The sequence below is a fragment of the Rahnella sp. JUb53 genome (assembly GCF_004346065.1).
GTDB classification, from domain to species: Bacteria; Pseudomonadota; Gammaproteobacteria; order Enterobacterales; family Enterobacteriaceae; genus Rahnella; species Rahnella variigena.
On the sequence record NZ_SLYT01000001.1, the window covers coordinates 504,813 to 522,372 of the forward strand.

General features: G+C 46.4%; 15 protein-coding genes and 1 other annotated feature. Of the genes, 7 read left to right on the forward strand and 8 right to left on the reverse strand.

The features are described 5' to 3' along the window. Positions 1-10 precede the first annotated feature (10 nt). The 6 genes from EC840_RS02440 to gndA all read left to right on the forward strand — a co-directional run bounded on the left by EC840_RS02440 (position 11) and on the right by gndA (position 8,069). Positions 11-1,903 (forward strand): DUF4422 domain-containing protein, encoded by a 1,893-nt coding sequence (locus EC840_RS02440; protein ID WP_132963898.1) that lies wholly within the window; start codon positions 11-13, stop codon positions 1,901-1,903. 13 nt (positions 1,904-1,916) lie between these two features. Continuing rightward, positions 1,917-3,071, forward strand: coding sequence for a UDP-galactopyranose mutase (gene glf, locus EC840_RS02445; protein WP_129638664.1), 1,155 nt, complete (start codon positions 1,917-1,919; stop codon positions 3,069-3,071). Further along, the gene (locus tag EC840_RS02450) at positions 3,068-3,961 is read left to right on the forward strand and encodes a glycosyltransferase (protein WP_132963899.1); all 894 of its coding nucleotides are present in this window, start codon (positions 3,068-3,070) and stop codon (positions 3,959-3,961) included. The genes glf and EC840_RS02450 overlap by 4 nt, the downstream gene beginning before the upstream one ends. Positions 3,962-3,974: 13 nt before the next feature. After that, the gene (locus tag EC840_RS02455; protein WP_132963900.1) at positions 3,975-5,117 is read left to right on the forward strand and encodes a glycosyltransferase family 4 protein; all 1,143 of its coding nucleotides are present in this window, start codon (positions 3,975-3,977) and stop codon (positions 5,115-5,117) included. An 18-nt stretch (positions 5,118-5,135) separates the two neighbouring features. Beyond that, on the forward strand, positions 5,136-6,368 hold the full coding sequence (locus tag EC840_RS02460) for a polysaccharide pyruvyl transferase family protein (protein ID WP_132963901.1): 1,233 nt from the start codon (positions 5,136-5,138) through the stop codon (positions 6,366-6,368). 291 nt (positions 6,369-6,659) lie between these two features. Then, entirely contained in the window at positions 6,660-8,069 is a 1,410-nt protein-coding gene (gene gndA / locus EC840_RS02465; RefSeq protein WP_013575079.1) for an NADP-dependent phosphogluconate dehydrogenase, read from the forward strand. Positions 8,070-8,185: 116 nt separating this feature from the next. Here the strand turns inward: gndA and hisIE are convergent, their stop codons facing one another. The 8 genes from hisIE to hisG are packed head-to-tail and all read right to left on the reverse strand — an operon-like array spanning position 8,186 to position 15,340. Next, positions 8,186-8,800, reverse strand: a complete 615-nt coding sequence (hisIE, locus tag EC840_RS02470; protein ID WP_132964099.1) for a bifunctional phosphoribosyl-AMP cyclohydrolase/phosphoribosyl-ATP diphosphatase HisIE — start codon at positions 8,798-8,800, stop codon at positions 8,186-8,188. Between the two features lie 23 nt (positions 8,801-8,823). Next, complete coding sequence (gene hisF / locus EC840_RS02475; protein ID WP_113878366.1) at positions 8,824-9,597, reverse strand: imidazole glycerol phosphate synthase subunit HisF; 774 nt, start codon at positions 9,595-9,597, stop codon at positions 8,824-8,826. Then, positions 9,579-10,316: a 1-(5-phosphoribosyl)-5-[(5-phosphoribosylamino)methylideneamino]imidazole-4-carboxamide isomerase gene (gene hisA / locus EC840_RS02480; protein WP_132963902.1), complete on the reverse strand. Its 738-nt coding sequence runs from the start codon at positions 10,314-10,316 to the stop codon at positions 9,579-9,581. Before hisA ends, hisF begins: the two co-directional genes overlap by 19 nt. Positions 10,317-10,321: 5 nt before the next feature. Then, positions 10,322-10,912 carry an imidazole glycerol phosphate synthase subunit HisH gene (hisH, locus tag EC840_RS02485; protein WP_112291012.1) on the reverse strand — a complete coding sequence of 197 codons (591 nt, stop codon included), beginning with the start codon at positions 10,910-10,912 and terminating at the stop codon, positions 10,322-10,324. Further along, complete coding sequence (gene hisB / locus EC840_RS02490; RefSeq protein WP_112291014.1) at positions 10,912-11,994, reverse strand: bifunctional histidinol-phosphatase/imidazoleglycerol-phosphate dehydratase HisB; 1,083 nt, start codon at positions 11,992-11,994, stop codon at positions 10,912-10,914. The genes hisH and hisB overlap by 1 nt, the downstream gene beginning before the upstream one ends. Continuing rightward, positions 11,991-13,124, reverse strand: coding sequence for a histidinol-phosphate transaminase (gene hisC, locus EC840_RS02495; RefSeq protein WP_132963903.1), 1,134 nt, complete (start codon positions 13,122-13,124; stop codon positions 11,991-11,993). The genes hisB and hisC overlap by 4 nt, the downstream gene beginning before the upstream one ends. Next, on the reverse strand, positions 13,124-14,437 hold the full coding sequence (gene hisD / locus EC840_RS02500; RefSeq protein ID WP_129638671.1) for a histidinol dehydrogenase: 1,314 nt from the start codon (positions 14,435-14,437) through the stop codon (positions 13,124-13,126). The genes hisC and hisD overlap by 1 nt, the downstream gene beginning before the upstream one ends. Before the next feature lie 3 nt (positions 14,438-14,440). Next, complete coding sequence (gene hisG, locus EC840_RS02505) at positions 14,441-15,340, reverse strand: ATP phosphoribosyltransferase (protein ID WP_013575087.1); 900 nt, start codon at positions 15,338-15,340, stop codon at positions 14,441-14,443. A 73-nt stretch (positions 15,341-15,413) separates the two neighbouring features. Further along, positions 15,414-15,535 (reverse strand) — a sequence feature (His leader region). Positions 15,536-15,861: 326 nt separating this feature from the next. Between hisG and EC840_RS02510 the strand changes: the two genes are divergently transcribed. Further along, positions 15,862-16,686 carry an SDR family oxidoreductase gene (locus EC840_RS02510; RefSeq protein ID WP_129638672.1) on the forward strand — a complete coding sequence of 275 codons (825 nt, stop codon included), beginning with the start codon at positions 15,862-15,864 and terminating at the stop codon, positions 16,684-16,686. Positions 16,687-17,560 lie beyond the last annotated feature (874 nt).

A 17,560-nucleotide genomic window follows, 5' to 3' on the forward strand; every position in this document is an offset into this window, starting at 1 on the left:
GGAATGAAGGATGAAAACTGTATCTATTTATACTTGTCATCATAAACCGAGTGCCTTTCTCGATTCTTCGGTGATTAAGCCAATACATGTTGGGAAAGCAAATTCATTTAATGTCATTTGCTGCGACGGTGATGATACTGGCGATAACATATCTTATAAAAATCCATTCTACTGCGAACTTACAGCACATTATTGGGTATGGAAAAATGCAATACCTACAGATTATGTAGGTTTTATGCATTATCGGAGACATTTTAATTTTTCCGACGATCAACAAAAAGCAGAAGATAATTGGGGTATGGTTAATTGGGATGAAATTAATCAGGAATACCAAGAAGAATTTGGCTTGAATGAGAAGCAGATATTAAAATTATTAGAAAATGTGGATCTGATCGTCCCTTGTAAATGGTCAGTTAAGTCAGCTGGCAGTAAAAATAATTATCATCATTACAAAGTGTCAGATCACTTACATATTAAAGATTATCAGTCAGCAATTGATGTTCTTTTAAGGAAGCATCCTGAGTATTATTCAGCTGTTAAAACCTTTAATGCAGCTGTAGATGGCTATTACACAAACATGTATGTAATGAATAAGCCATTATTCGACGAATATTCAACTTGGCTTTTTGGCATACTTGAAGAACTTGAAGAAGAAATTGCATTCGAAAATTATTCTGCTCAAGAGAAAAGAGTTATCGGACATATTTCTGAACGTTTGTTCAATATATTCATCATTTTCAAATTAGCTAGCGAAAATTTACGCATCAAAGAAGTACAAAGAACATTCATAAAAAATGAAACTTTCAATGGTAAGCTGGGGCCTCATTTCACTGAGAGAAATGTTCCAATTGTGATTTGTTCCGACGATAACTATGCAATGAGTCTTGGTGCACTTGTAAATTCTATCGTCAAGAACGCAAGCATAAATCACAATTACGATCTAGTCGTGCTAGATAATGGGCTAAGTCAGCGCAACAAAGAACGTGTTAAAAATTTGGTAGCGAATACTACCAATATGAACGTGCGTTATTTTGATATAAATGCATTCAAGGAAATAAAAGACGCTTACATCAGGCCTCCATTTACCGCAGCTACATATTCCAGACTTTTTATTCCAAAGTTATTTAGAGATTTCTCAAAAGTTCTTTTCATCGATACCGATACGGTTGTTGAGAGTGATCTTGCGGAACTCATTGAGACGCCACTGGGCAATAATCTGGTTGCTGCAGTACAAGACATCGTCATGGAAGGATTTGTTAAATTTGGTAATGTGGCTCAGTCTGATGCAGGTATTCAAACTGCTGAGGAATACCTCAAAACCAGGCTAGAGATGGCGAACACGGATAATTATTTCCAGGGAGGTATAATTGTCTTTAATATTGCACAGATGAATGAAGAAAACATTTTCGAAAAATTAATGACTGCATTGAAAGGACAAAGCTATTGGTTCCTTGACCAGGATATAATGAATAAAGTTTTCTACAACCGTGTTCATTTCTTGCCGCTTGATTGGAATGTGTATCATGGAAATGGGCATACAGATGTTTTTTATCCGAATCTGAAATTTTCCACATATATGAGATTTCTTAACGCCAGACGAAATCCTAAAATGATTCACTTTGCGGGTGAAAATAAACCGTGGAATACTGACAAAGTCGATTTCTATGACAATTTTATAAAAAATATTCAAGGTACTCCTTGGGAAAGAGAAGTTTATGTCCGTTTGATGGGGGCTCATACATCCGTCCCGTCAACTGAAGTCGCTCTGCAACCTATTTTATTCCGTACGAAAATTAAAAATAGATTAATGCCACATGTAAATCGTTTTGCACCAAGAGGTTCAAAACGTAGAACTGTGATTGCTAAGTGTTATTATAAATTCCGACGTGTCGTCTTAGGTTAATAAGGTATAAATCATGAGTAAAAAAAATATTCTCATCGTAGGCGCAGGTTTCTCTGGTGTCGTTATCGGACGACAACTTGCTGAGCAAGGTCATTTAGTTAGAATTATTGACAAAAGACCTCATATTGCAGGAAATTGCTATGATGCGCGCGATGAAAAGACTCAGGTCATGGTGCATACCTACGGACCTCATATCTTCCATACCGATAACCAGGAAGTATGGAATTTTATCCAAAAATATTCTCAGATGATGCCGTATGTAAATCGAGTAAAAGCGACTTATAACGGAAAGGTTTTTTCGTTGCCTATAAATCTGCATACCATAAATCAATTTTTCGAAAAGACTTGTTCTCCCGACGAAGCTCGTGAATTGATTCGAGATAAAGGTGACAGCTCAATAACTGATCCCAAGACTTTCGAGGAACAGGCATTAAGATTCGTTGGCAAAGAATTGTATGAAGCCTTTTTCAAAGGGTACACGATTAAACAATGGGGAATGTCACCGGCAGAATTGCCGGCTTCAATACTGAAGAGATTACCAATCCGTTTTAATTATGATGATAATTATTTCAACCATAAATTTCAAGGTATGCCTAAAGATGGATACACTGAAATGGTCAAAAAAATATCTGAACATCCCAATATTAAAGTAGAATTAGAGACTGAGTTTGATTTAAGTGAAAGAAATGCTTATGACCATGTTTTTTACAGTGGTCCTCTTGACGCCTTTTATCAGTACCAGTTTGGCCGTTTGGGCTACCGTACGTTAGATTTTGAGAAGTTTACTTTTACGGGTGATTACCAGGGATGTGCAGTAATGAACTACTGTGAAAAAAATGTCCCTTACACACGCATAACAGAGCACAAATATTTCTCACCATGGGAATCACATGAAGGATCTGTTTGTTATAAGGAATATAGTCGTAGTTGTGAGCCGGAAGATATTCCTTATTATCCAATCCGTCAGGTTGGTGAAATGGCATTACTTGATAAATATTTAGCTCTCGCTAAATCTGAAAAGAATATCACGTTTGTTGGTCGGTTAGGGACTTATCGATATCTAGATATGGATGTTACGATTGCTGAAGCGCTTAAGACTGCGGAAGTATATCTAAAAAGTATCGATGGGGCCGATAAGATGCCTGTTTTTACGGTCGACGTTAGATGAATACAACAGCATTAATTGTCACTTTTAATCGGCTCGACAAGTTGAAAAACTGTTGGTTATCGACTTCGATGTTGCCTTTCGACAATATTGTTGTTGTAAATAATTGCTCCACTGATGACACTGCCACGTGGCTTGAAAGTATTGAAGATTCACGATTGAGCGTTCTATCCTTGACTGAAAACACCGGCGGTGCCGGTGGTTTTAGAAAAGGGGTTGAGTATATAACTTCACAAATCAAAACTGAGTGGATATTCATGTATGATGATGATGCATATCCAACTCCTGATTTGCTTAAGAACTTTCAAGATTTCACTCTTGATGGGATCTCAGCTTTAAGTTGTCGTGTGATAGATGCAAATGGCATTGACTGCAAAATGAATAAACCATTTGTTAAATTGCCAAAAACTTTATGGGAGAATGTTAAGTATTTCTTAGACCCACAAGGTTTTATCCCTGATAATAAAAAAGTTGAGTCATGCGTGACCCTGTCATTCGTTGGAACAATCGTTCGACAAGATGTAATGCGAACTGCATCACATTACATACATGATGATCTATTTTTATATTATGATGATGTTTATTTTTCACACCATCTTATTCTAAATGGTCATAAATTTCTCTATGCCCCTCAGTTAAAATTTATTCATGATATTAGTATCACTGGTAATTCCATAACGCCTGTTTGGAAAGTTTATTATCTTGTTCGAAATCTGTTGCTTGCTAAAACATACTTCAAATGTAATGGTCCATATTCAGCAATTGGAGTTACTTTACGTATTGTAAAAGTATTTTCAATTGTTTCAAAACAAGATAATAAGTTCAGTTATCTTAAATATATCATAAGGGGTGTTGTTGATGGAGTTTTCTCTAAGTCAGGTAAGCGCCATTGATGGTAGATAAGTAATGAGAAAAATATGTTATTTCATAAATGCTGATTGGTATTTCGATCTACATTGGATTGAAAGAGCAGAGTGTGCACAGCAAGCTGGTTACCAAATTCATATAATAAGTAATTTTGTTGATCAATCGTTACTTACTAAGCTTAATAATCTCGGCTTTATTTGTCATAACTCATCAATTTCTGCCCAGTCTGTAAATCCATTCAAATTCGCTTGTGAGTTAATAAATACCACAAAGTTGATTAAATCAATCAACGCGGATGTCCTACATTGCATTACAATTAAGCCTGGGGTGTTCGGTGGATTATATGCTAAATTATTCTCTAAAAATATCATTATAAGCTTCGTCGGTTTAGGTCGAGTTTTTACAGAGAATACTTTTAAGTTTTGTCTGATAAAAAGGCTTATAAAACCGCTGTATAGTTTTATCTTTTCGAATAAGCAGTGTTTAGTTACCTTCGAGCATCAAAGCGACAGGTCATGCATTTTAAATTTCTCCAAAATTGACATGGATAGAACGGTAGTTATAGATGGTGCAGGAATAAATATCATCGAATTTCCCTATTCTCGAGAGCCCATCAGAGAAACTCCTGTTGTCTTGTTTGCCAGTCGGTTGTTGTGGAGTAAAGGACTAACTGACTTGATTGTAGTAAAAAAACGTCTCGCTTTGGAGGGAGTAGCGTTTACACTGAATGTTGCAGGTATTTCAACGCCCGATGATCCTGATTCAATCCCTCTTAGTTTTCTTGAAGACGCTCACAAAAATGGGGAAATAAACTGGTTAGGAAAATGTGATGATATGAAAGAGTTGATCAAAGACTCAAATATTGTCGCACTTCCGTCCATCTATCCTGAAGGAATACCTCGAATTCTCCTTGAGGCGTGTTCTGTCGGTAGGGTAGTAATTTCATATGATGTTGGCGGTTGCAGTAGTCTTATTAAAAATAATAACAACGGATTTATCATCGACAAAGGAAACGTTAAAGCCTTAGCAGAAAGTCTAAAGAACTTAGTAATAAATACAGATGTTAGAGCAAGAATGGGTGAAAATGGAAGAAGTTTAATAGAGGGAAAATTTTGCTCAAAAATAATCACAAAGGAAACTATTAATCTTTATGATTATTTGTCTAATAATAAAAATGAATAAGACCATAAGGATCTAAATATGAATTTTTTTGGCCTTTTCCCTAGTAGTGAAAAAAAAGAAATTGTTGAAACTCTCCAAATGCCTACTCCTATTCATAATCCTATCCCCAAAAAAACCTTCTATCTTGTATCTGCCTCCGGGATGCCAAACTATGGTGACGACATACTCACCAGAGGTTGGATTAATTACATCAAAAATATATATCCGGACGCAATAATTTATCTTGATGCAGTAGACCCGCTAGTTGCGTCGAATCTGTATGAGGATGTGAATTGCGTCAATTTTTTATGGCAACTTGCTCAGGCGCTGGGTGAAAACGGTAGCATTGAGGATAAATTTTCGGATCATAGTGTCCTTCCAATTCGTGAACGATTGATGAGTGAAATATTCAACAATACAGATAGCATTCATTTGTTGGGTGGAGGTTATATAAATGAATTATGGGCAGCTAATCTTCGTTTAATCGAACTTGTTTCATATTTCGGTAAAAAGAATAATATTCTGACCTACGCCACTGGGCTGGGCTTACAACCTCTGTCGGAAGAGAAAGCCTCACAGATCTGTCAATTTATTGAAAGTTATTTTTGTTTTGATGTACGTGATTATGAAAGCTATCGAGTTTTGGAGAAGTTTCTTCCTGGTAAAATTTCTTTTATCGGTGATGATTATTTTTGTTTCCCATTTTCTGATGTTGTCAGTTTAGTTGAAAAGGAAACCCCTGTACTACGTTTATGCCTTCATAATGAATTTTCAGAAGGTGACGAGAATGAAAAGCTTTTCATAGAGCAAGTTGAAATAGCCATCAGCGCTTTCATCCAAAGATTTCCGGGTTCACTGATCCGTTTTTATGAATTTAGGCCGGGATCTGATGGTTATTTTTATAAAAGACTTAAACAAAAGTTTCCTATAATAGAAATGGTCTTTTTTGAGACGATTTGGAAGCATGGTTTACAGTTTTCGACGAAAGATTATTTCCTCTCGACCCGATTCCATTTTCAATTGATAGCTTCTAGTGTTGGACTGTCAGGTACATCATTTTATTGGTCAGAGTATTATAAAAATAAATTTGATAGCTTGAAGTATGTGAGTGACTGGTCCTTTTTGAATTTGGGCGAGGAACAACTGGATCTTGAATCTTTCTTTGAGATACGTGGCCCTTCATTTCTGATTGATTTCGGACGTGTCGAACGTGAGAAAAAATTTTTGGCAAACAGACTTTACCAGTCGACCAATCTGCAGCATTTATCTTAGCATTTGTTGGACGCGGATTCCTAAGCCCTTAACGGCTGGGATGAACAGCTCTTTTTTACCTGCATTCCCCACATGTTACCGGTAAAGTGAAACCGGCCTCTGAGAAAGGCGAGGCGGGTGGCTGCCGGTACGTGCGATCAGAATATTGTTATGGCTGCAATAGGTTCACCCATCGCCATTCTCATGTACAATGCTTGTGTTCATTTGTATGGCTCGGTGCAGTTAAACTCACTGTTAACAGGAGTTTAGACTAAAAACTGGGCGATCAACTATTTCAGACAGGAGTTGCTAATGTCCAAACAACAGATCGGCGTTGTCGGTATGGCGGTCATGGGCCGTAACCTCGCGCTTAACATCGAAAGCCGTGGTTATTCCGTTTCCATTTTTAACCGTTCTGGTGACAAGACTGATGAAGTCATCGCCGAAAACCCGGGTAAAAATCTGGTCCCGCACTACACCGTCGAAGAGTTTGTTGACTCACTGGAAAAACCTCGTCGTATCTTGCTGATGGTGAAAGCCGGTGAAGCAACTGACAAAACCATCGCATCCCTGACTCCGCACCTGGATAAAGGCGACATCCTGATCGATGGCGGCAACACGTATTATAAAGACACCATTCGTCGTAACCGCGAATTGTCTGAGCAAGGTTTTAACTTCATCGGTACCGGTGTTTCCGGTGGTGAAGAGGGCGCACTGAAAGGCCCGTCCATCATGCCTGGCGGTCAGAAAGAAGCGTACGCGCTGGTGGCTCCGATTCTTGAGAAAATCGCAGCGCGTGCTGAAGATGGCGACGCTTGCGTAGCTTACATCGGTGCAGATGGTGCTGGTCATTACGTTAAGATGGTTCATAACGGTATCGAATACGGCGACATGCAACTTATCGCAGAAGCGTATTCCCTGCTGAAACAGTCCCTGAACCTGAGCAACGAAGAGCTGGCAACCACCTTCGCTGACTGGAACAAAGGCGAGCTGAGCAGCTATCTGATCGACATCACCAAAGATATCTTCACTAAGAAAGACGAAGAAGGTAAATATCTGGTTGATGTGATCCTGGACGAAGCTGCGAACAAAGGTACCGGTAAATGGACCAGCCAGAGCTCGCTGGATCTCGGCGAACCACTGACCCTGATCACTGAGTCCGTATTTGCCCGTTATCTTTCTTCCCTGAAAGATCAGCGCGTTGCAGCCTCTAAGGTATTATCTGGCCCGGCTGTGAAACCTTTCTCTGGTGACAAAGCTGAGTTCATCGAAAAAGTGCGTCGTGCGCTGTATCTGGGTAAACTCGTTTCTTACGCTCAGGGTTTCTCACAGCTCAAAGCTGCTTCAGACGAGAACAACTGGGACCTGAACTACGGCGAAATCGCGAAGATCTTCCGTGCTGGTTGTATCATCCGCGCGCAGTTCCTGCAGAAAATCACCGATGCGTATGCTGAAAATGCCTCTATCGCTAACCTGCTGCTGGCTCCTTACTTCAAAAACATTGCTGACGAATATCAGCAAGCGCTGCGTGATGTTGTGTCTTATGCCGTTCAGAACGGTATCCCGACGCCAACCTTCTCTGCTGCGATCAACTACTATGACAGCTACCGCTCAGCGGTTCTGCCAGCTAACCTGATCCAGGCACAGCGTGACTACTTCGGTGCGCATACTTATAAACGTACTGATAAAGATGGCGTATTCCATACCGAATGGTTGGATTAATAGCCTGACCGGCGCGTGTTAAGCGCGCCAGTTTTGTAGCGCCAATAAAAAGCCGCCAATGCATAAGCAAAGGCGGCTTTTTTACGTCTGGACTTTTTTAGCGTTAAAGCCTGCTGTTATTTCTTATGACGCTGACGCAGATTTTCGATCACTGCGCTCAGATTCAGATCCTGATCCTGCAGTAAGACCAGCAGGTGATAAATCAGATCAGAGGCTTCGTTTTTCAGTTCGAAGCGGTCATTGACGGTGGCGGCCAGCGCAGTTTCCACGCCTTCTTCACCGACTTTCTGCGCGATACGTTTGGTCCCGCTGGCGTACAGTTTGGCGGTATAAGAGCTTTCCGGATCGGCGGTTTTGCGCGATGCCAGCAGTTCTTCCAGCTGATACAAAAACGCCCAGTCGGTTTCGGCAGGATGGAAGCAGCTGTTATTGCCTTTGTGGCAGGTCGGACCCACCGGATTAACCAGAATCAGCAACGTATCGTTATCACAATCTGGCGTGATGCTGACCACATTCAGATAGTTTTCTGACGTTTCGCCTTTTGTCCAAAGACGTTCTTTGGTGCGGGAATAAAAGGTGACTTTACCGGAAGACTGGGTAACGCTCAGCGCTTCCTGATTCATATAACCGAGCATCAGTACTTCACCCGACACCGCATGCTGGATGATGGCCGGCATCAGGTTGTCCACTTTTTCCCAGTCGAGCTGGCTGATCTGTTCATCGGTTAACAGACAGGTTTTTACGTCCTGAATACTCACAAGCGGATCTCCACGCCATTTTCGGCTAAGTAGCTTTTCAGCTCACCAATATTAATAATTTGTTTGTGGAACACAGAGGCGGCCAGTGCGCCGTCAACCTGTGCTTCGCGGAAGGCATCGAGGAAGTGTGGCATGGTGCCGGCACCGCCGGAGGCGATCAGCGGAACGTGACACACTTCGCGGATCATCTTAAGTTGCGCCAGGTCGTAACCGTTACGCACGCCGTCCTGATTCATCATATTCAGTACAATTTCACCGGCGCCGCGTTCCTGAACTTCTTTCACCCAGTCAACCGTCTGCCAGGTAGTGACTTTAGTACGCGCTTCGTCGCCGGTAAACTGATGCACCTGATAGGTGCCGGTCGCTGCATCGTGCCACGTATCAATGCCAACGACGATACACTGTACACCATAGCGGTCGGCGAGGCGGCTGATCAATGTCGGGTCAGCCAGTGCGGGGGAATTAATGGAAATCTTGTCTGCACCAAACTGCAAAATCTGGCCTGCATCTTCCAGGCTCTTAATGCCACCCGCGACACAGAAGGGGATATCGATGACTTCCGCCACGCGTGATACCCAGCTTTTGTCTACCACGCGACCGTCGCTGGACGCCGTAATATCGTAAAACACCAGTTCGTCTGCGCCTTCCTCAGCGTAACGCTGCGCTAAAGGCACGATGTCGCCGATAATTTCGTGATTGCGGAACTGCACGCCTTTCACAACCTGACCGTCTTTAACGTCGAGGCAGGGGATTATCCGTTTTGCCAGCATGAAATTGCCTCCGTCGCAGTAAATTTACCGTCGAGCAATGCGCGCCCGACAATGACACCTTTTACGCCGCTGTCGCGTAATGCCGCAATATCATCAAGCGAGCCGATGCCGCCGGATGCCTGAAATTCTACCTGCGGATAACGTGCGGTCACTTCACGATAAAGTTCAACGTTAGAACCCGCCAGCGTGCCGTCACGGGAAATATCGGTGCAAAGTACATGTTTCAGGCCGAACGGCAGATATTGCTCGACGACCTGTTCCAGTGTGGCGTTGGAGTTTTCCTGCCAGCCGCTGATGGCGACATTTTTAGTGCCTTCTGCATCGATGCGGACATCAAGTGCCAGCACCAGCGCATCTGCGCCGAAACGGGTGAACCAGCCCTGTACGGTCTGCGGATCTTTTACCGCTGTCGAGCCGACCACCACGCGGGTTGCCCCGGCGCTGAGCAAAGCCTCAACGTCTTGTTCGGTGCGGATGCCGCCGCCGACCTGCACCGGCACGGAAACACCAGCCAGCAGTTTGGTCAGCAAAGGGATCTGACGCGCTGCCGGATCCTTTGCGCCAGTCAGATCCACCAGATGCAGAACCTGCGCGCCTTGTTGCTGATAATCCTGCAACCGTGGCAGCGGATCATTGCCGTAGTCACGCTGCTGGCCGTAATCGCCCTGATGCAAACGCACCACGCTGCCTTCGATCAAATCTAAAGCGGGAATAATCATGCTGTTTACATCTCCAGAAAGTTTTTCAGCAACTGTGCGCCAGCGGCACCGGAGCGCTCGGGATGAAACTGCACGCCGAAGAAGTTGTCTTTTTGTACGGCTGCGCTGAAGGGCTCACCGTATAGTGTCTGCGCGATGGTGTTTTCGCATACCGGCATGGCAAATCCATGGACAAAATAGAAGTAGGCGTTTTCGTCGATACCACGGAAAAGATGGCTGTCGGCGTTGGCAATGACCTGATTCCATCCCATGTGCGGCAGTGGCAGCCCCATATCCTGCATACGAGTTACCGGTGTTTCGATAATGCCCAGCGTATCAATCCCGCCATTTTCTTCACTCGAAGAAGCCAGCAGTTGCATCCCCAGACAAATACCCAGCACCGGTTGCGTGCAGGCTTTGATGAGTTCGATCAGCTCGCGTTGTTCAAGTTGTTCCATTGCGGCCTGTGCGGTACCAACGCCCGGCAGAAATAACTTGTCGGCCTGCAACACAATTTCCGCTTCACGGCTAACCGTCGGCTCGTAGCCCAAACGTTGCACCGCGTATTTTACGGAAGAGAGGTTGGCACAGCCGGTATCAAGGATAACGACATTCATCACAGCACTCCTTTCGAACTCGGCAGGGTGTTGCCATCGACGCGAATTGCCTGGCGCAGTGTGCGGCCAAAGGCTTTGAACAGGCTTTCGACGCGGTGGTGATCGTTCTTGCCTTTGGTGCGCAGGTGCAGGGTACAGGCCATCGCGTAGGACAGGGAACGGAAGAAGTGTTCGACCATTTCCGTGCTCAGGTCACCGACGCGCTGATAGTTAAATTCTGCTTTGTATTCCAGGTGCGGACGGCCGGAGATATCCAGCGCACAGCGTGCCAGACATTCATCCATAGGCAGCACGAATCCGAAACGGCCAATGCCACGTTTATCGCCCAGCGCTTTGTTCAGCGCTTCGCCCAACGCCAGTGCGGTATCTTCTACCGTGTGGTGATCGTCGATATACAAATCGCCTTTCACTTCGATGTTCATACGGAAACCGCCGTGCGTGGCAATCTGATCCAGCATATGGTCGAAGAAGCCCACACCGGTGCGGATTTTGCTTTCGCCTTCACGATCCAGCCAGACATCGACATCAATCGCCGTTTCACGCGTCACGCGGTTCACTTTCGCATGGCGGTCACGTTTAGTCAGCTGTTCAGCAATGGCTGCCCAGTTCAGGGTATCGCGCTGATAACGCAGCCCGGCGATGCCCATATTGGCTGCCAGCTGAATATCGGTATCACGATCACCAATCACATAGCTGTTTGCCGTGTCCAGCACGCCGCTTTCCAGATAACCGGTCACCAGTTTGGTTTTCGGTTTACGGCAATCACAGTGATCGGCCGGAAGATGAGGGCAGATCAGTACTTCATCAAAAACGATGCCCTGCGAGGTCAGGATTTGCATCATCAGGTTGTGCGGCGGATCGAAAGTTTCCTGAGGGAAACTGGCGGTCCCCAGACCGTCCTGATTGGTGATCATCACCAGTTTGAAACCGGCGTCTTGCAGCGCCAGCAGTGCCGGAATAACGCCCGGCTCGAGAGCCAGTTTATCCAGACGGTCCACCTGGAAATCTTCCGGTGGCTCAGAAATCAGCGTACCGTCGCGGTCGATAAACAGTGTTTTTTGCAATAACGGGCTCTGGCTCACATGTGCTCCTTGCGGGGGCTATTTTGATTATCGTTGATGGTCGTGGCGGTCGCGCCCGGTAACGGTTGCAGTGCGTCAATCACGCGTTGCAACTCGTTACGCGTACCAATGGTAATTCGCAGGCAGCCGGAAAGTCCCGGTTGCTTATTCTGGTCACGCAGGATAATGCCCTGATCCCAGAGGTTTTTAAATACTGCACTTGAAGCAGAGAAACGGGCAAGCACATAGTTCGTGTCGCTGGCAAAAGCCTCTTCAACGCAGGCGCATTTTTCCAGTTCTTTCAGTAACCACTCGCGGTTCTCTGTTACTTCAGCCACGCGCTGACGCATAATCGCCAGTCCTTCAGGGCTCAGCGCCTGTGCAGCGATATCGGCGACCGGCGTAGATAAAGGATAAGGCGCGATGACTTTCATTAATAAGCCAATCAGCTCGCTGTTGGCGATCGTGAAGCCGCAGCGCAGACCGGCAAGTGCGAAGGCTTTAGACAGCGTGCGCAAAATCGCCAGATGTGGGTATTCCTGCAACCAGCCGGAAACTGTCGCCTGCGGGCAGAATTCGATATAAGCCTCATCGACGGCGACAATCGCGCGGCCACGGGTCATTTCCAGTACGGCGCGGATTTCATCCGGGTCGATAATGTTGCCGGTCGGATTATTCGGGCTGCACACATACACCAGTTTCACGCCGTCGACGGCAGCTTCAATGGCAGGAATATCCAGAGACCAGTCGGCTTTCGCGGCCACCGTGCGGCCTTCAACGCCAATGGTTTCGGCACTCACGCTGTACATGCCATACGTTGGCGGACAATAAAGGATGGCGTCTTTGCCCGGTTCGCAGAATGCGCGGATCAAAAGCTCGATGCCTTCGTCTGCGCCGCGACTGACCAGCACCTGTTCCGGATCCACACCCGCATAAGCTGCATAACGGTTGATGACCAGCGCAGGCTGACATTCCGGGTAACGGTTAAACGTTTGCTGTGTCAGTTGGAACTGTGGCGCGATGGCATATTCGTTGGCATTCAGCCAGACATCACCGTTGCCCCCCAGACGGCGGGCGGACTGATACGGCGTCAGTTCCTGCACATTCTTACGTGCCAGCGCCTGAACGCTGAGGTTGTTTTCGTTGCTCATCAGCGTTGCTCCTTTAAAGCGTTAACGCGCAAAGTCACGGCATTTTTGTGTGCGGTCAGCTGTTCAGCCTGCGCCAGAGTTTCAATGGTATTTGCCAGACCGAGCAAACCTTCAGGTGTTAACTGCTGAACGGTCATGCGTTTCTGGAAATCGGCCAGCCCGAGACTGGAACAGGTCGCGGTGTAACCGTACGTCGGCAAGACGTGGTTGGTACCGGAGGCGTAATCGCCCGCAGATTCCGGTGACCAGTCACCGAGAAAGACCGAACCGGCGCTGGTAATCCTGTCGACAAGCTGTTCCGGCTCGCGGGTTTGCAGGATCAGGTGCTCCGGACCGTAGGCATTGCTGATGTCGATACATTGCGCGAGGTCTTTCGCCACAATCAGACGGCTGCTCGCCAGCGCCTGACGGGCGATCTCGCTGCGGGATAATGTCTGTAACTGACGTTCAACGGCTTCGCCAACGGCTTGTGCCATTTTCAAATCAGGTGTCAGCAAAATCACCTGAGAATCCGGGCCGTGTTCAGCCTGTGAAAGTAAATCAGAGGCCACGAAATCCGGTGTGGCACCGCTGTCGGCAATCACCAGCACTTCGGAAGGCCCGGCAGGCATATCAATCGCTGCGCCGTCCAGGCTCTGACTGACCTGACGTTTAGCCTCGGTCACATAGGCATTACCTGGTCCGAAGATTTTCGCCACACGTGGCACGGTTTCGGTGCCGAAGGCCAGCGCGGCAATTGCCTGCGCACCGCCAAGCTGATACACCTCTTCCACACCGCAAAGTTGCGCGGCATACAGAATTTCATCGGCAATCGGTGGCGGAGAACACAGCACTACTTTCTGGCATCCGGCAATACGCGCCGGCGTGGCTAACATTAATACGGTCGATACCAGCGGCGCAGAACCGCCCGGAATATACAGCCCGACGGACTGAATAGGGCGGGTCAGTTGCTGGCAGCGTACGCCCGGCTGAGTTTCGATATCCACCACCGCCAGTTTTTGCGCCTGATGGAAGGTATCGATATTGCGCACGGCGTGGGCCATCGCCTGTTTAACGTCATCACCTAAACGCGCGGATGCTGCCTCGATTTGCTGTGCGGTGACGCGCAATTCCTGAACTTCAGTCTTATCAAAGCGGGCGCAAAACTCGCGCAGCGCACTGTCACCTTCACTGCGCACACGGCGCAGAATTTCACTGACAGATTCGGTAATACGGTCGGACGCCGAAATTGCCGGGCGTGTCAGCAGCTCGCGACGCTGTTGTTCGTCGCATTGCTGCCAGTCAATCGGGGTAGTGAACGCGTCAGGCTTCATGGCTTACTCCATCATTTTTTCGATTGGCAGAACCAGAATTGAGCTGGCGCCCAGCGCTTTCAGTTTCTCCATGGTTTCCCAGAACAAGGTTTCGCTGCTGACCATGTGCATGGCCACGCGCTGCTGATCGCCTGCCAGCGGCAGAATCGTCGGACGCTCAGCACCCGGCAGCAGGGCAACGATTTCGTCCAGACGCTCACTTGGCGCGTGCAACATAATGTATTTGGATTCGCGAGCCTGAATAACGCCCTGAATACGGGTCATCATTTTGTCGATCAGCAGTTGTTTCTCTTGCGGCATTTCGCCATCGCGCTGGATCAGACAGGCTTTGGAGCGGTAAATCACTTCAACTTCGCGCAGTCCGTTGGCTTCCAGCGTTGCGCCGGTAGACACCAGGTCGCAAATCGCATCAGACAGGCCGGCACGCGGTGCGACTTCAACAGAACCGTTCAGCAGACAAGATTTGAAATCGACGCCTTTTTTATCGAGGTATTGCTTGAGCAGGTGCGGATAAGACGTCGCGATACGGGCGTTTTGCAAACTTTGCGGACCGGTATATTCGGTGTCCAGCGGCGTTGCCAGAGACAAACGGCAGCCGCCGAAATCCAGGCGACGCAGGGTAAAGTAACGTGGGTCTTCGCCCTGAGCGCGACGGCTCAGCAGCTCTTCTTCGAGTACGTTTTCGCCGATGATCCCCAGATCCACCACACCGTCCATCACCAGTCCCGGGATATCGTCATCACGGACACGCAAAATGTCGATGGGCATGTTCTCAGCGAAAGCGATCAGGCGCTGTTCCTGCAGGTTGATTTTGATGCCACAGCGCGCCAGTAATTCGCGTGATTCATCGCTCAGGCGACCCGACTTCTGCATTGCTATCCGTAAACGTGTTTTATCCAGCATGATGACCTCAGTTTCTCAATTATTTATATAAATCGTTTTGTTTAAAATTCTTTAACTTCAATCCGTCAGGCCAAAAAAAAAGCCCCCGGAAGAAATCTTCCGGGGGCTATCTCTGCGTTCTGCGCCACTGGAAGATCTAAACAGTCTCCCAGCACCAATCGCCTGAAAGACTAGTCAGGGTGATGGTGATGATGGTGGTTAATCAGAACGTTTGTCATGTCAGTGTCTCTATTCAGTGATTCAGATGCCGCGTGATTCAATTTGAATCATTCGCCACACATATCAAATTCGTTGCCAATAAAACTAAACTATCGGGCGGCAACAGCGCAACCTTTTTTTCCGATGATGAGTTTTTCTTATCAGCCGCAGGGTTTTCATCTGATTTTTGAATAATCTGTTAACAGACACCAAGAAAACCTTACGCAGACTGAACGGGGAAAAGGCGACCTTTGCTAGTATAAAGGAAGATATCAGCAGTTGGTGATGTGATACCAGGTGCCTCTGAACAAATGGAGCAAAGTATGAAGAAGGTTTCGATTATCGGACTGGGCTGGCTGGGAATGCCACTGGCGATGGCGCTGGCTGCAAAAGGCTACGATGTCGTGGGCAGCAAAACGACGCTGGATGGCGTGGACGCTGCAAGAATGGTGGGGATCGAATGCTTCCCGCTGGTTTTCACACCAGAAATGGAATGCGAAGCGGAAGATCTCGATCGTCTTCTTAATGTGGATGCCCTGATTATCACTCTGCCCGCGCGCCGGACCGTGGAGGGCAGTGAACTTTATTTCCAGGCGGTGCAGCAGTTAACCGACAGTGCGCTGGCGCATAACGTGAAACGGATTATTTTCACCAGTTCGACGTCGGTATACGGCGAAAGAGAGGGCGTGGTGCGGGAAGATTCTCTTCTCGAGCCGGTGACAGCCAGCGGCAAAGTCCTTAAAGAGCTGGAGAACTGGTTCCACGGACTGCCTAATACGTCCGTTGATGTACTGCGTCTGGCAGGTCTGGTGGGGGGAGATCGCCATCCCGGCCGTTTCATGGCGGGTAAGACCGGGGTGAAAGGCGGTCACCACGGGGTCAATCTGGTCCATCAGGATGACGTAGTGGCGGCAATTGCTTTATTGCTCAGCCGGCCGAAAGGCGGGCATATCTTTAACTTATGTGCACCGAAGCATCCGGCGAAAGCGGATTACTATCCGGCACTGGCAAGACAAATGGGGCTGCAACCGCCGACCTTTGCTGAAGAAGGTTCAGCAGGAAAGGGCAAAATCGTGGATGGCGAGCGGATCTGCAAAGAACTCGGTTTTGAGTATCAGTATCCGGACCCGCAATCTATGCCTTTTTAATCGTTAAATCGTTTTTGAATAATAATAAGTTATGGCCTGCCTGAAATATCGGCAGGCTTTTTTTATTCAGCTGGATTAACACACAATGACATCCCCCGTTACTTTGAATGAAAGTAATCACCCTTCAAAAGTATCCGCAGTCGTATATTTCACTAATAAGACAAGTTAATGACCTTCCGTTCCTCCGGTTATTCACTTATACCTTTAATTATCTCCGTTAAAAATGTGTCTTATGCGTATTTCATGGGGGGGGTTCTGGCGTGGGATGCTGGTTAGGTAATAAAAATCCTATTCTTGAGCTGTTAATTTACGCTTGCACCGCACAAACCACTTTTTTAAGCCCAATCATTAAAGTTTTTCTGAACAGTTGCCGATAGGTAAGCACGGCAAAAATCCGCTGTTTCATCACTTCTCCTTATCAATCTGGTCAGATGACTGGATGATTCTTCCTGCGAAGTAACAAATTATTACAATCATTGTCTTTTTACTTTTGAAACCACGTGGTTGCTCACGATTTCAGAACAATTCGTCCTTATTTTAAACACCATTTTTTCAGATAACTCCCCGAAACGCCCCGCCCTGACTGGGTTGCGCATTATTATCACAATGATCACGCTATTTGAAATTTGCAGCATATAACACTGCATGAACTATGATTAATTGCTGCGTGTGCTAATCATTTGGCTTTAGGTGGTCTTTGTACAAAATGATCTAAAAATGGCGAAAAAAGACAGTTTGAAGACAGCTTTTTAGATGGTTTTTTACTTTTGACTTAAATCTGCGCAAATTCTCACGATAAATTGCACTTTTGGAGACAAAATAAATTTTAAAAGTGTGATGTTCGTCACACTTTATTCAAAATTCGTCCACGGCA

Bases quoted from the DNA above. Each gene is read 5' to 3' on its own strand.
- EC840_RS02440 (WP_132963898.1), top strand. From the start codon at position 11: ATGAAAACTGTATCTATTTATACTTGTCATCATAAACCGAGTGCCTTT.
- glf (WP_129638664.1), top strand. From the start codon at position 1,917: ATGAGTAAAAAAAATATTCTCATCGTAGGCGCAGGTTTCTCTGGTGTC.
- EC840_RS02450 (WP_132963899.1), top strand. From the start codon at position 3,068: ATGAATACAACAGCATTAATTGTCACTTTTAATCGGCTCGACAAGTTG.
- EC840_RS02455 (WP_132963900.1), top strand. From the start codon at position 3,975: ATGAGAAAAATATGTTATTTCATAAATGCTGATTGGTATTTCGATCTA.
- EC840_RS02460 (WP_132963901.1), top strand. From the start codon at position 5,136: ATGAATTTTTTTGGCCTTTTCCCTAGTAGTGAAAAAAAAGAAATTGTT.
- gndA (WP_013575079.1), top strand. From the start codon at position 6,660: ATGTCCAAACAACAGATCGGCGTTGTCGGTATGGCGGTCATGGGCCGT.
- hisF (WP_113878366.1), bottom strand. From the start codon at position 9,597: ATGCTGGCAAAACGGATAATCCCCTGCCTCGACGTTAAAGACGGTCAG.
- hisA (WP_132963902.1), bottom strand. From the start codon at position 10,316: ATGATTATTCCCGCTTTAGATTTGATCGAAGGCAGCGTGGTGCGTTTG.
- hisH (WP_112291012.1), bottom strand. From the start codon at position 10,912: ATGAATGTCGTTATCCTTGATACCGGCTGTGCCAACCTCTCTTCCGTA.
- hisC (WP_132963903.1), bottom strand. From the start codon at position 13,124: ATGAGCAACGAAAACAACCTCAGCGTTCAGGCGCTGGCACGTAAGAAT.
- hisD (WP_129638671.1), bottom strand. From the start codon at position 14,437: ATGAAGCCTGACGCGTTCACTACCCCGATTGACTGGCAGCAATGCGAC.
- hisG (WP_013575087.1), bottom strand. From the start codon at position 15,340: ATGCTGGATAAAACACGTTTACGGATAGCAATGCAGAAGTCGGGTCGC.
- EC840_RS02510 (WP_129638672.1), top strand. From the start codon at position 15,862: ATGAAGAAGGTTTCGATTATCGGACTGGGCTGGCTGGGAATGCCACTG.